Origin of the sequence: Paenibacillus lutrae (genome assembly GCF_009757775.1) — a bacterium.
Taxonomy (GTDB): domain Bacteria; phylum Bacillota; class Bacilli; order Paenibacillales; family NBRC-103111; genus Paenibacillus_F; species Paenibacillus_F lutrae.
Map to the genome: position 1 here is coordinate 711,197 of NZ_RHLK01000003.1, position 14,197 is coordinate 725,393.

Here is a 14,197-nt window from a genome sequence, read left to right on the forward strand (position 1 = left end):
ATGACATCTCCCTTTTTATTGGAATAGAATCTGATTTAGATTGTTAATATAGTACGAAGATATCCCAGTATTCAAGCCTTGATTATCATTCCAAATTAAAATCCCTCCCACATCAGACCACTTGTACCAGATATCATTAGGCCGATACTTTCTAACATGAAGATTATATATATAACTATTCGAAGAGATGCGCTGTGGTGTAGAGGATGGTAATATGGGCCCCTGTCCAAATTCTACACCTACACTTATTTTGGCAGCGGGAGTGGTTTTATGATAAGTTTGTATTACAGCTCCATCACTTCTCATATCTACAGAAGTAGTTCCGTCGGAATTTGGCCAAAAATCAGTTCCCCATGTATGATTCTCTCCAGGTTTCCAATTTTCACTAGTCACTTTTCTTAAAGTCCAAGACGTGAGTGTTTTTTTCGCAACAAAGAGACCTTTATAAGAAGTGTCATACTTACCTTCACCATAAATATCATAATCATATCCATCGTGATAACCCATTTCAACCCAATCTGTCTTTGACTTTCCATTAGTCGACTGCCAAAATTCATAATTTATTTTATTTTCTGTACCAGGAGTCCACCTTGAAGTAATGGTTGGAAGTGTACTTTGCATCCAAAATCCATCATATGTCCCCTCATGAACTTCAACTATATGCCATGACCTAGTTTGGGCAAATGAGTAAGAGGAAAAAATGGGAGTTAGAATAAATAAAAAGAGAACCGATAGGAGCATTTTTTTAACCATTAAACACCCTCCATATTTTGTAATATTTAAAATATAAAGGTCATTTTTAATTATGTCAATAAAATTACTAATACTCCAAAAGGAGGCATTAAAATTGACCAAAAAATTTATAAGTGTACTTATTCTAATTCTCTCACTTTTTGGATGCGGACAAACAAAAGAGCCTGAGCAACTCACCATTGTTTATAAGGACCATCAATACTACCTTGATGATGTTTTTAAAGGAGGGGGCCTTATCGGCCGAAAACTCGGAATCTTGCAGAAAAGCGCCATAATCCATGCAAAATGCGATACGGGATGTATGCCCCCTCTAGTCAAAGGTGGAGAAGAATTGTATGAAATAAAGGACAGCAGGGATATAGCTGTAATGAGGGCTGGAAAATATTATAGATTCATATATTAAGTAATACTCTGCGTATAATCACAAACCCGAATGGCGGGTATCCACTTATCCTTCTGCTAGTATTGTTTCAAATTTAACTTGTAGTCTGCGTGCCGGGTATACGGGCCTTGGTCTCGGAGAGGTTGTAAAAACCTGTAAAAACAGCAGGCGAAAGAGTAACTCCGGTTCGTTCGCCGGTCTAATACTCACAATATGAATATTTTACTAGCTCATGAATGAAACCGAAGTCCACAATATGGTGGACTTTCTTAAGTAGATGATCTTCCGGGATAAATCTATATAATTCTCCCTGAATGATGCGGTCATTTGTTTAGCCGAATGTAACAACAAACCCAATGCCTTTGCGGCATTGGGTTTGTTACAGAGTCTGTATTCGCTTTGCGGGGCTCTCCGGATGGGTACGACTTTGTATATTATATATTCGCAGGACGAGCCCCGCTTACGGTCAACAACCTCACTTCTCCAGACTCAGCACCAGATCCGTCTTGAATTCCAACCCGGTAGTCTCGCCGCGGTTCCATTTCAGGAAGGCCGCCGCTCCGATCCGTTAAGCACGGCCGATTTCAGGCCGCTGAAGCTAAAACCATAGGAATCATCCAGTTGATTGAAACAACTAGTTCAATAAAGATTTTATCTATCTAAATCAATCGTCGATTCAATTTTACTTTATAAGAATAATCAATCTATCGCTGTCCAAATGTCTAAAGCAAGTGTGCGAATCTCAATGTTTATGTGATTTCTATAGGATCTTAAAAGGTGAGCACAATCCGGACTCCACATTAAAGCTCTTCCGGCAACCTCAAGCAAAGAAAGTCCAATAAACTGGGATTCATAACAACCCTCAGACCACAGTACGTCTACAATAGCTACCACTGTTTCTGGATTCCAATATCCTCTGCTGTCTTTTAAACTTAGCGCAACCTGCTTATAAGCCTCGGTCAAAAGATAGGGCTGCTTTGAAATACGACTAACCATTCTATTTAAATTAGCAACGGTTTCCTCTACATGATTCCAATCCATTGAGGCTATATACAATTTCATTTCAACATGCTTGAGTGTCTCATTGGGTTCCAGACAGTCAATAATCCCCCTATACAAAGGTGTCAGGTTTAAGCGCGTGCCCGCCTGCAAAGAGATCAGTTTGTCTGCAAATTTCAAGAGACGTTGTCGATGAGGCAGATCTCTTTTGGCATTTGCATTCCAATCATCACTGATTGTGGCATTAGCCAGATTCTTAAATACACCTATTACAATCTCTTTGACCTTACCGTCACGGCATGTTTCTATCAACGTGTTCATTGCAGCATTCCATCTGGAGCTATCCTCCAAATCCATAATAGCCTTTGCAGTGGCAATCGCAATTCGTTCTTCGTTGCCATTCGTCCATTGCATCATACAATTGAAAGCGTATCTTCCAACATCCGCATCTGCATGACTTGCAATTGTAAGGATTAATTCTAAATATCGAGGTCTATATTCGACTGGAAGCTCATTAGGTTGTTGGAGTAACAAACTCCTTGCAATATCACTTTGTGTTGAAGAAGCCAGTGAACTTACAATCGTCCATCCACGTTCATCATCTAGAAGCTGCCTCGCAGCATGCCCTATTGCTATGATTACATCCTTATGTGAATTTGTTTTTTCAAACTCGCTCATTAATAGCGGAATACTGTCACTGCTTCTATACGCACCCAGCAGCCTGACAGCTTCTTTTCTAACCGTGATTTTAAGTTTGTCCCGATTTAAAAGTTCTTGGAGCATTGAAGTCCATACAACCGGATTAACTTTACGGATGCATCTGGGTATCGAGTACATGGCTACACGAGCTCGATCTCCATCTAAATTCTCTAATAGAATGGGAAGTGCCTTTTCGGGTTCTTCCGATAATGAAAGGGCATAAAGTGCAGCTTCTACTACAGATACCTCGTCATCCTTCAAAAGTTCTCGTATCTTATCCGGGCAAAGATCCGGCATTCTCCCCATGATCTTGATAACTCTTGAACGCTCCCAAAGACTGTGCTTAGCATCGAATGCAATTCTTTCTAATAAGGAACTGAACGATTTTTGCTGACGCGGCAGCCACCTGTTAAACCCATTCGCAGCCGGTACAAGATAAATGGTTTTGCCCGATAAAAACTTGCCTTTAATAGCAGCACCCGAAATAAAGGGATCTAACCATTCTTGACGTTTTAGATGCAAATGCAGGAATACTTCATTAATGGTAATAAAAGATTTATCCGAAGCTAACAATTCTTTGACTCTTTCATCCCGTGTTTTATTAGAAGCGAGCCAATGTCTTGTCGCATGCACGGCTATGGAATCTATATTCGCTTGCGTCGCCGCTTCCTTTAATGAATTTTGAAGTTTGAATAAGCTAAAACCTCTTTTTCCGAATGAATGGGCCAAACTAATCACGAAATTGTAGTTTTCTCTTTTGTTTTCCTCTACAGCTAGCGGATACAGCTCGTCAAATAGTATTTCTTCTATACCTCGCGGAAAATTTTCCTCTAAGGATGGTAATAGCGGGTGACCCGTCTGCTTAGCTAGTTTTACAATCGTTCTTAAAGCGAACTTAAAAATCTCACTTTGGGGATTTGATGCATGGTACCGCATAATGAAAAAGGCTAGGTTTTGAGTTGCAGCCTTTGTACCATATGAAGTATCGCTAGCTTCAATCACACTATCGACAAGTAATGTGAGTTCTTGAATATGCTCATCCGTAAATAGTGACATAGGACTGTTTGAAAGCTCTGCCAACACTGCATACCGCACAGAATCCTGATCATTTTTGATACGGCCCAGAAACACCAAAGTCTCCGCAACTCCTTGTCTCGATAGAGCCGTACTCTTAATCAGCTGTGCAAGTGCCATTGCACGTTCGTCTGCACTGGATACATGTGTTGCTTTTTCAAGCATCTCTCTTGAGTATTTAATAGAACGGCAAGCCGTCATGCTCATTGTTTTTTCCCGATTATCATAGATTTCACGGAGACCGAGCATTCGGGTTGCTTCCTTGTCACGTAATGCATGCGGTAACTCATACAGTAATGTTTCTGGAAAAATGCGCTCTAGGCGTTTATCTTCTTCATATACGGAATCAAAGATCACTTTACGATTTGAAGGAGCCATATAATGAAGTAATTTCGCTACATGTACCGGGTATTCGGCAAGTAATTTCGCCAATTCAATCCATTGATCTAATGAAAAATAATCTCTCCTTTTTAAAATACCGTCCGGCACTCCTTCAGAAATCAGATCGCTTCGCGACTCTTTTCGTGTTAGCAGCCTATACACGGCATCAGGATTTATGCGAATTAAAGTGCCGAGCTGTTTTTTTAGCGCAGGATGTAGGATACCCGTTGGGCTATGGTTCAGGGCACATTCTAAAACCAAATCCCCTTTTAACTTGCCTAACACTTCGATAGCGGATGAAAATCTCCACCAAACGTATCCCTTATCCCTAAGGGGTGTGCTTTCTAAAGTTGTTTTAAAATACTCCGCAACTACGTCAAGATGCCGGCTGGCTAATTTAGACCAGTTTTGAATAGCATATCCCATATCCGATATCCATTTGCTGACCGTTTCCTTATGACATGCCGGCAGTAAAATGGATGCCTCCTTCGCACCCCACCGGGCATACACAAGAGGCAATAATCGTTCTGCCCATTCTTTGCGGTCTATAAATGAAATACTGTGCAATAACTTGCGGCGACAATCATGCGATAAAGTGATGATTTCACGTTCAATATCAACATCGGAGACCACTTTGGCTAAAAGTCCTGCTGCCTGATTTCTAACAGAGGCTGCAGGATGCTTTAATGCCAGCAAAATAATAGCTGCATCGTGCGTTGCACTCGCGCCGGTTAACGCAAGATGTGCCTCATAGGCACCACCTTCCAGTAAGGAAGAAAGCAACTTTGAATATTGAGCTGATCCATTATTATTACGACCTAGTATGGCCATTCTGTGTACTCTGTCTGAATATCCAAGCGCATCTAATTCCTCAAGTAGATTCTTCTTATCTAGCGGATCTTTTTTGAAAAACATAAGTCCCCCACTTTCACTTGTTCTTGTTTCATCCAAGCTTTATTCTCTATATAACCATCCATTCCCTTTCATAGATCCATAGAATTAGTCTGATGTGGCAGCGTTCGCTAAACCATACTACATGCATAATTCAATTAGAGAGGAATTGGAGCGGTCACATAAAATAACATTACGCTATCTTACAATTCATGATCAAAACGGGGTGTGAATTTGAGAAGAACCGAAATTGCTCTTTGGACCGAAACCTGGTTTGATTTATACCGTAAAGAAGAAGCCTTATTACAGTCCATATTCTCGTACGAGTTACTTGATATCCATCATATTGGAAGCACTTCTGTACCTCAGATTGGGTTTGCTAAGCCAATTATTGATATATTAATTGTCGTCAAGAATATTATCAAGGTAGACGAGTATAACGAACAAATGATTCATCAAGGCTATATACCAAGAGGGGAACAAGGAATTGTTGGCCGACGATATTTTCCGAAGCGTGGAGAACATAGAACTCATCACGTACATATTTACGAGGTCGGAAATATAAACATCGAGTATCATCTGAACTTTAAAGAATACTTAATGAATCATCCTGATGAAGCTACAATATACGGAGAATTGAAATTACATTTAGCCCAACAATCACCGGATAATGTTCGTGCCTATCAAGATGGGAAAGAAGCCTATTGCACCGAAATTGTAAAAAAGGCAATGAAATGGGCGACTGAAAATGAAAGAAAAGATATATAGCGGAGAACCGAGCTTTTGCTGCCAATACATCGTCATGCCGAAGTAGTCGGGGTTGCGCTTGCGCTAAAACTGTGCGATCTTGCGGGAAAAAAAGCACTAAAACTGTACCATAGATTTGCGGCTGCGGTACGAAAGAAAGGGCTCTTCCCTGCGCAGATAACCTGCGAGGGAGAGCCCTTCTCGTTTGCATGTAAGATTCGTTAGATCAAATCAGATTTCACCAACAGCTTCCGAACAACCTCGGCGACTTCAGCGCGCGTCATCGAAGCTTGCGGCGCAAGTTCCGATGCGTTCCGACCGGAGATAATCCCCGCCTTCACGCTCCCCGCAACCGCTTCCTTCGCCCACTTGGAGACCGCATCTCTGTCGGCGAACGGTTGCAATGCGTCTGCCGTGCTGCCGTCAGCCTGCAAACCGGTCAAATTCATCGCTTTCGCGATAATTACCATCGCTTGCTCGCGTGTAATCTTGTCGTTCGGACGGAACGTACCGTCCTCAAAGCCGCCGATCAGCCCAAACTGAGAGGCCGATGCGACCGCATCATGGTACCAGGCTTTCTCAGCTACATCCGAGTACGATACGTATGTATTCGTACCCTCAAGCTTCAAGCCGAGCCCGCGAACGACGATGGCTGCGAATTCTGCGCGAGTGATATGGCGGCCTGGACTGAACAAGCCGTCACCTTCCCCGCTTATAATAAGGCGGGAGCCCATCTCGTTCACCGCCGTCTTCGCCCAGTGCTTTTCAACGTCTGCGAATTCTACCTCGTTACCGATCAAAGCATACACACTGTTCGTCCTGCTTTGAATGAGAGCGTGATATTTCCCGTCCAAGACGACGAGCTTCGTAGGCACATGACGTACCGCACCGTCCGGCTCGACGACGACCGCCGTTGTGATCAGATTCGGATCGACACCGTCAGGAATCACGATCGTCCGCTCGACGTAAGCGTCAAACTGAGTGACGGTCACCGACTTCTCGCCGTGTACGCTTCTTACAGTAAACTCAAGCGGCGAAACGACGAGAGAGAATCCGCCTTGCGCTGCAGCGTTTTTTGCAAGGCTTGCCATGCCGGACGCAGCCGAAGCGATCTCGACCTCGAAATTCACGTCATTCACGTCAATCGTGCCAAGCTGCTTCATTACTGCATCAAGATCAATGAGCTGCGCCGGAAGCGAATACGACGCATTCGACGTCTGGAGCTTCAGTGTCAACTGCTTCTCATCCAGGCTCTTCAGCAATGATCCTCTCACAGATAGCACAATGACGTCCGCCGACTGGGTCACCGGCACTGTAACGATGCTGCCCTCTTCCGCCGCAGCAAGCAGCGACTTAGCGCCATCCGCACCGATCGCTACAGTCGTAACCTTCCGGCCGCCGACCGCAGCGCTGGAGGCGGATACGCCGCGAATGACTTGCCCATTCACGCGCAGCTCAATTTCGACCTTCTGTTCAGTATCCCCGGCAGTCGGTGGAGTGATGCCGGTACTGCCGCCGTTGCTGCCTCCAGCAGGATTGTCTTCCCCGCCAGTATTACCGCCTTCGCTGCCTCCGGCGGGATTATCCTCCCCGCCAGTATTACCGCCTTCGCTACCTCCGGCGGGATTGTCCTCCCCGCCAGTATTACCGCCTTCGCTACCTCCACCCTGAGCCGCAATTGGCGTGGCGCTCAGCTCGTTTGAAATCTCGCTGTCCCCTGCTGGACTTGTCGCCTTCACCACGTAGTAGTAAGTCGCTGCATTCGTCAGTCCCGTATCCACAAAGCTGTGCACTGCGCTGCTTACAGAATGAACCGGCTCTCCGTAATCACCTGATAACGTGCTCCGGTATACCTCATACCCAGTCGCAAACTGCACTTCCGACCATTCGAGCGTGACACTCGCATCTCCCGCTTTTGCCGAAAGAAGCTCCGGCGCCTGGTCCAGCGCCCACTCCGCATATAACGAGAGACCGGTTGAGCCGACTTTCATTTGCGCTCCGGGCGCGACATGCGTCCCGCTTCTATCGGCCGCCGTGTTCCACCCAACGAAACGGTAACCTTCCTTCACAAGGCCGCCTGCATTGCCGGCGATTTGCGCATAGCTTCCCGACGTATATGCTTGCGGATCAATCGGTACCGTCCCGTCAGTCTGGCCATTTCCGTAGTAGGTCACACGCGACATCGCCAGACGCAACGTCGGATAACCGGCATGAACAGTAGGATCGATCATCCAGATCTCGTTCATGTCCCATCCCGCATCCGAATACGTAGCAGCCGACTTCATCTGTGAAGTCGTTAAACCATAAGACGGATGCGTTACATTCGCGACATCAGCGTCGTAGAAGCTTTTTTCAATCGTTCCGTAGCCGTAGGGTCCAGCAATTCCTCCTACTTGATTCCCCCCCGTCACCTTGATCACCGCATAACTTGTACCGATTCTGCCATAGTTTCCTCCCGCGATTCCTCCGGCACTTCCCGATCCGCTCATACTGGCAATCGCGTAGCTGTTCTCGATTTTGCCGTTAATATCATTGTAACCGGCCAAGCCGCCTGCCGAATTATTGCTTTGCACTTCTGCCTCAGCATAGCTTCGTTGGAGAGTGCCGTAATTTTCGCCGGCCAGGCCGCCGACTTGGATATTGCCCATGGCTTGGCCCGAGAAAGCGCTCCGTTCGATGACAGCTTCACTGTCATTAATGCCGACCAGGCCTCCAACAACATCGCCTCCCTGTACGATGCCGGCCACCACGCTGTCCGAAATGGCCCCTTGGTTCACGGCGGCCACCGCTCCGACTCTACCGGAAGACTTCGCGTTGACGCCAGTCAGCTTTAGATCCCGGATCTGAGCTCCTTCTCCAATGTAGCCGAACAAGCCGCCATCGCTCTTAAGATCAAAGGCCAGGTTCGATATGGTAAATCCGTCGCCGTCCAGTTGCCCCTTAAAGGGCATCTTCTCCGTACCGATCGGATCCCAGCCCGAGTCAATAATGGATGTACTCATGTCAATGTCTGCTGCTAACTTGAAATAAACATCCTTCAAACCTAGATGCTGCCTTATTTGGTCCATGTGATCCGGCTCTGTGATCAGATAAGGCTGCTGCTTTGTCCCCAGCCCTTTCATGGCTGTGTATCGCAGCACATTCACCGTATACGTCTTCGACGTTTGGCCAGGAAGTGTGACGGTGACAGGGATCTCGTTCCATCCGACATTCAGGAGGATCTCCCCGCTCGGAATGCCGGATTCCGCAGCCGCTCCATTGATCGTCAACGACCCGTCGGGCCTATACGCAGCTGCCGTAACGGACAGGCTCTCCACGCTATACGGCACCTTGACCTTATAAGAGTTTACACCGGGGTGAAATGCCGGCTCCATGCTGCCGCCCCACAGTTTCAAATCCGACAAATCTGTCGCACTGTCAGAATGTAGCAGCTTCGGTCCCGACCAGATGCGTAATTGCAGATCCTCAATGGCCACTCCCGAGGGCGGTTTAATCACAAACGTGACCTGACCGTCTGTAGTAAAGGAGGAGAATCCGCCATCGGCGTCGCTATTCCGGTTACCACTATCCATCGGATCCGTATTTTTAAATTGAGCGCCCGGCGCTCCAACGAACACCTCTGTCCTCCCGGTAACCGGCAACTCCTGCCCGCCGCTTGCGCCATACACGTTGAGCGTGACGGAATAGTAACCATTGAACTCAGAATTCGGAATCGGAAGGCCCTTCTGGATGGACGCTGCCGCGAAAGCAGGCTTTTCTGCCGCAATAGAATTGACTTTTACAGTAAAACCTTCGTACGAATAACCGGCGACCCAGCTCACGGTGCCATCCGTAATATAAGCGCCGACGATTTGCTTGCCCTGCGGATTATCGATTGCAATAGATGACTTGCCCGCTTGGTCAGCGGACGTCGCTGTCGTCCCGTCAGCGAAGCGCATATACAACTGCTCCCCTGCCGACAGCTGCGTCTGCATGTTGAAATTTACGGAGCTTGACGTCGAAATACAACCGGCTAAAAGCGAGCAAACCAGCATAATGCTGATAAACAAGCTGCCGATCTTTGCCAACTTTCTGTTAAAATACATGTTTCCACCTCATTTGATTAGTGTTCTCTTTGTCGAATATAATCGGAAAGCGCAAAAATAAAAATCCCCCAAATGGGGGAGAACCCTTCGGGGAATATCAATCCGGCAAGCCAAGTTCTTTGGCGCGTCGCATAGCAGCACCCTATTCTAAGCTGGTGTCATATAGCCTAATGATCCATGAATACGATGCTTGTTGAATCAATTAACGTAATCGTATAATTCCATTTCCAGATGAAGAACATCTTCGCTTACCTCTTATCATTTATAAAGAAGTAGAGATGGAGTCTTTTGCACGATTATGACATCATCCGGGAAGTCATTTGCATTAATGGGTACAGAAACCACATAAAACGTATTGAAATCCTCCAGCTTATCCAATTCGATTTCTGCATCCACAACAACCGCATTTCCCTTAGATAAAACGGTTTCGAATGAACTGACTTCCTCACTATCCAGAGCTTTATGGTTAATATAGAACGTATTCCTGTATCTTAAGTCAGGATGACCAAAAAGTTTGAATCTGATTTTAAGTTTTCCGCTTTTATCCATCTTAAAATTGTCTTGCTTTGTTTCACCGTTCACAGATAAGTCGCTAAAGACACGCTTTTCCAAGGCTTCTATATCAACTTTCTCCATCACACTATGCTTCTTCAGCAAATCCTCCGTCACCGGTTCCGTTGACTGGTGGACATTACTTAATCCCTCTTGTTGCGAAAAAACAGCAATATCCAGCATTTCTGTGTCTTGGTTAAAAATCAATTCCGTGCCCGTTTCCAACGTCGTTTGGTAGCCTCCATAGGATGTCGTCTCTTTCATATCCGGAATAAAAGAAGGATTATACACACTGACAATGCTGACATGAAGATTATCCCCTGATTTCCCTATGATCGGAGTAAACAAGAATGTGAATGGTGTATCTTGATCATCCTCTTTCACCTGTAAAGTATGCATATATTGATAGGAAGATACAGTTTTATTCAATTTGTAGGGCTGCGGTTTTCCATCAACAAAGATAAGAAAACCGACATTTTTGGCATCTCCCGAAGCTCGCACGGAATAATCAAGCGTCAACTCACCACCGTTGTACTGTAAAGGGAGCATTTTTCCTTTTTCATCAATTTGGGGATTATAAAAACCATGAAACAAATTGCCTTTAACAATTGTTTTCTCTTCCAATGTATTCTGAGTTGGAGTTGTTTGGCCAGGAGAAGCCTCCGAATACAAGCTTTTCGTATTATTCGTAGAACAGCCGGCTATCAGCATTATAAAAATTATACAAAAGATTGCCCCTTTAAAGACCCGTAGTTTTTTCATCTAAATTCTCTCCTTATTCTATAAATAAAAAAAGAAAATGCTTATACCGATGCAGATAAAGACGAAAAAATGCTTTATCTGCACGGTCTAAACATTCTTCTTCTACCTATTAATCAATCTTAGATGCGTACATACGTATAAACCGCATATGCGCCATATGTGTTGCCGCCTTGTACACCATGTGTCCCATTAACAGCATAGGAACCAGCCGGAAGACCAACATGAGAACCATAGAACGTTGTTATTCCTCTTGAACTATTGGTTTGTGGTTTCGTAGCAATTGTTGCACCCGATGAATTTTGAACCGATGAAGCGTATGATAAGTAGGCTTGATCATTATTTGAAGATACATTGGTAATAAATGATGCCGTGTAAGCTGTACTGGTTAACGTTCCTTTTAAGATTCCATATCCATTTGTCGATCTAGTCTGTACGTCTGCAAATGCTGATACTGAAAATAAAGATACGCTCAACATCGCAGCTGCACCAACAACAATTGCTTTTTTACTGAATTTCATAATAATTCCTCCTCGAATTTTTTGGTTTTTGAACACCATCAGATTGAATGAACCCCGTCAAACAACCGTAGACAATCCAGCACCTCCTCTATTAATTGTGAGCTATGCTTATCTTTTTCAGAGCAACATAAAGAGCAACATGATAGAGAGTTAAAAATAGTTAATCCCCTGCAAAATCAAAGTGGACTAATCTGCTACCTAAACGACTCCTGTTAACAAAGCATGACGATTTATTACCAAAATTTTGTTTTATTTGATACAATAGGAAATAAAGGATGTGATTTCAGGTAATATGGAGAAATGGTTATCTTTTCTTCAATGTAATTTTTATTACCTAGATCGTTCGACACAAGAATTGATTTACCAGTCATTCCGGGATTTAATCTATAAAGATATTTACATCCTGTTCCAGAACCATGAACTAGCAGACGACGTTGTTCAAGAAGCCTTCATAAAAGTAATTACCAAAGCATCTGCATTACAACATCCCGTGAATTTAAAAGCATGGATCAAGAAGGTTTCTAGAAATACCGCTTACGACATGTTCAAAAAAGACAAAAAATATCGATATTTCCCGGATCCAAATATCGCAAAATATCAATACCTTAATGGTTTTCCACCTTCATATGAGTTAAATGTAGCTGAGTTAGTGGAACAGCAGCTTCGTGATGGAATATTACACGACTCCCTAAACGATTTAAAAACCAAGTATCATTATGTTTTGCTGCTGTACTACCTAGAGGATAAATCGCATAAAGAAATCGCTCACCAACTTAATATTTCCGAACAAGCTTCTGCACAATTATTAGTCAGGGCGCGTAAAAAACTATTACAGAACTTCTCTAAGAAATGGGTTGAGGATGACGTATAGAAAGAGGCATTAAGATATTTGGTATTATAAAGTGGGAGTTCATATGTGAGCAATGCACGAAATCTCGCAACATGCAAAGGAATGTTACCGGTCGTATTTGGGAGGGCACGGCTTATGTGCTCGCTCCAAGCGAGCTACCTATAATAGAAGAAAAACCCTACGTTATAAATGAAGTGCACCCCTTAGAATAGACATTGGAAAAACCCCCTTGGTTATTCCGATGAATTCTAAGGGGTGCATTTTTTATGGCGCTTAAGGGACAAACCTTTAAACACTATCCAGAATCATTGAAGGTAGAAGTAATTAGACTGCATGCGGAAGAAGGTTGGAGCTACAGAAAAATAACAGAGCATATGGAGATTCATGACAAGGACCGTGTGAGGAAATGGATGAGGAAATATCGTCTGGAAGGACAAGCATCTTTTGCGGATAGGCGAGGAAATTCTTATCGGACAGAGACCATGCAGGAACGCAATCTCCGAAGTCTTCGCCTAGAGGTGGACGTCCTAAAAAAGTGGTTGCAAATCTTGAATCGGGAGGGTTGAGGAGCAGGCATCTCGTCATCGATGAGTTGAAGGATACGCAAAGTGTTAAAGAGTTGTGTGCTTACTTGAAAGTCAGCCGAAGTGGTTACTACGCTTACCTAAAGCGTAAAGAGAGTGATCGGGATCAAGAACTGAAGCAGAGGATTCGCACCATTTATGAGCAGCGTAACAAGACTGTGGGCTATCGCCGTGTTCAGGATGAATTGTACCGCCAATATAACCTTATCGTGAACCATAAAAAGGTTCTGCGCTTGATGCAGGACCTGCGTATTAAAGCCATCATCCGCCGTAAATATATCCATCGCACAAGCTACGAAGCTGCCGTTTCGGAAGGCAGGATCGCAGAAAATCTATTGCAAAGGAACTTCAAAGCGGAAAGACCTAATCAAAAATGGGCTACGGATGTTACGCAATACCGATTAGGCGNAGCGTAAAGACATTGATCCGGATCAAGAACTGAAGCAGAGGATTCGCACCATTTATGAGCAGCGTAACAAGACTGTGGGCTATCGCCGTGTTCAGGATGAATTGTACCGCCAATATAACCTTATCGTAAACCATAAAAAGGTTCTGCGCTTGATGCAGGACCTGCGTATTAAAGCCATCATCCGCCGTAAATATATTCATCGCACAAGCTACGAAGCTGCCGTTTCGGAAGGCAGGATCGCAGAAAATCTATTGCAAAGGAACTTCAAAGCGGAAAGACCTAATCAAAAATGGGCTACGGATGTTACGCAATNCCATTTATGAGCAGCGTAACAAGACTGTGGGCTATCGCCGTGTTCAGGATGAATTGTACCGCCAATATAACCTTATCGTGAACCATAAAAAGGTTCTGCGCTTGATGCAGGACCTGCGTATTAAAGCCATCATCCGCCGTAAATATATCCATCGCACAAGCTACGAAGCTGCCGTTTCGGAAGGCAGGATCGCAGAAA

At 44.5% G+C, this 14,197-nt stretch carries 12 protein-coding genes and 1 pseudogene; 7 read left to right on the top strand and 6 right to left on the bottom strand.

The genetic code is table 11. The features are described 5' to 3' along the window. Positions 1–15: 15 nt before the first annotated feature. Entirely contained in the window at positions 16–753 is a 738-nt protein-coding gene (locus EDM21_RS09280; RefSeq protein ID WP_157334837.1) for a hypothetical protein, read from the bottom strand. A 94-nt stretch (positions 754–847) separates the two neighbouring features. Between EDM21_RS09280 and EDM21_RS09285 the strand changes: the two genes are divergently transcribed. Continuing rightward, positions 848–1,156: a hypothetical protein gene (locus tag EDM21_RS09285; protein ID WP_157334839.1), complete on the top strand. Its 309-nt coding sequence runs from the start codon at positions 848–850 to the stop codon at positions 1,154–1,156. 106 nt (positions 1,157–1,262) lie between these two features. On the opposite strand, the pseudogene EDM21_RS25490 reads toward EDM21_RS09285, so the two are convergent. Both EDM21_RS25490 and EDM21_RS09290 read right to left on the bottom strand, forming a co-directional pair. Next, positions 1,263–1,483, bottom strand: a pseudogene (locus EDM21_RS25490) (IS5/IS1182 family transposase); the annotation flags it as partial. Between the two features lie 351 nt (positions 1,484–1,834). Beyond that, entirely contained in the window at positions 1,835–5,239 is a 3,405-nt protein-coding gene (locus EDM21_RS09290; protein ID WP_235918102.1) for a HEAT repeat domain-containing protein, read from the bottom strand. Between the two features lie 174 nt (positions 5,240–5,413). Between EDM21_RS09290 and EDM21_RS09295 the strand changes: the two genes are divergently transcribed. Beyond that, the gene (locus tag EDM21_RS09295; protein WP_157334841.1) at positions 5,414–5,947 is read left to right on the top strand and encodes a GrpB family protein; all 534 of its coding nucleotides are present in this window, start codon (positions 5,414–5,416) and stop codon (positions 5,945–5,947) included. A 200-nt stretch (positions 5,948–6,147) separates the two neighbouring features. On the opposite strand, the gene EDM21_RS09300 is transcribed toward EDM21_RS09295, so the two are convergent. From EDM21_RS09300 to EDM21_RS09310, 3 genes are all read right to left on the bottom strand, one after another. Next, positions 6,148–10,011 carry an S-layer homology domain-containing protein gene (locus tag EDM21_RS09300; protein ID WP_157334843.1) on the bottom strand — a complete coding sequence of 1,288 codons (3,864 nt, stop codon included), beginning with the start codon at positions 10,009–10,011 and terminating at the stop codon, positions 6,148–6,150. 258 nt (positions 10,012–10,269) lie between these two features. Beyond that, positions 10,270–11,325, bottom strand: coding sequence for a beta-glucanase/beta-glucan synthetase (locus tag EDM21_RS09305; RefSeq protein WP_157334845.1), 1,056 nt, complete (start codon positions 11,323–11,325; stop codon positions 10,270–10,272). 119 nt (positions 11,326–11,444) lie between these two features. Then, complete coding sequence (locus EDM21_RS09310; protein ID WP_235918103.1) at positions 11,445–11,843, bottom strand: hypothetical protein; 399 nt, start codon at positions 11,841–11,843, stop codon at positions 11,445–11,447. A 277-nt stretch (positions 11,844–12,120) separates the two neighbouring features. On the opposite strand from EDM21_RS09310, the gene EDM21_RS09315 reads away from it, so the two are divergent. From EDM21_RS09315 to EDM21_RS09335, 5 genes are all read left to right on the top strand, one after another. Next, positions 12,121–12,714 (top strand): RNA polymerase sigma factor, encoded by a 594-nt coding sequence (locus EDM21_RS09315; protein ID WP_338043951.1) that lies wholly within the window; start codon positions 12,121–12,123, stop codon positions 12,712–12,714. 245 nt (positions 12,715–12,959) lie between these two features. After that, the gene (locus EDM21_RS09320; protein WP_157334847.1) at positions 12,960–13,259 is read left to right on the top strand and encodes a helix-turn-helix domain-containing protein; all 300 of its coding nucleotides are present in this window, start codon (positions 12,960–12,962) and stop codon (positions 13,257–13,259) included. Further along, on the top strand, positions 13,229–13,693 hold the full coding sequence (locus tag EDM21_RS09325) for an IS3 family transposase (RefSeq protein ID WP_157334849.1): 465 nt from the start codon (positions 13,229–13,231) through the stop codon (positions 13,691–13,693). Before EDM21_RS09320 ends, EDM21_RS09325 begins: the two co-directional genes overlap by 31 nt. Positions 13,694–13,715: 22 nt before the next feature. Then, positions 13,716–14,009, top strand: coding sequence for an IS3 family transposase (locus EDM21_RS25495; RefSeq protein ID WP_157334977.1), 294 nt, complete (start codon positions 13,716–13,718; stop codon positions 14,007–14,009). Next, on the top strand, positions 13,987–14,197 hold a 211-nt coding region (locus EDM21_RS09335), incomplete at its 3' end, for an IS3 family transposase (RefSeq protein ID WP_157334851.1). The genes EDM21_RS25495 and EDM21_RS09335, both read left to right, overlap by 23 nt.

Coding starts and splice junctions, on each gene's coding strand:
- EDM21_RS09310 (WP_235918103.1), bottom strand. CDS start 11,843: ATGAAATTCAGTAAAAAAGCAATTGTTGTTGGTGCAGCTGCGATGTTG.
- EDM21_RS09300 (WP_157334843.1), bottom strand. CDS start 10,011: ATGTATTTTAACAGAAAGTTGGCAAAGATCGGCAGCTTGTTTATCAGC.
- EDM21_RS09280 (WP_157334837.1), bottom strand. CDS start 753: ATGGTTAAAAAAATGCTCCTATCGGTTCTCTTTTTATTTATTCTAACT.
- EDM21_RS09305 (WP_157334845.1), bottom strand. CDS start 11,325: ATGAAAAAACTACGGGTCTTTAAAGGGGCAATCTTTTGTATAATTTTT.
- EDM21_RS09320 (WP_157334847.1), top strand. CDS start 12,960: ATGGCGCTTAAGGGACAAACCTTTAAACACTATCCAGAATCATTGAAG.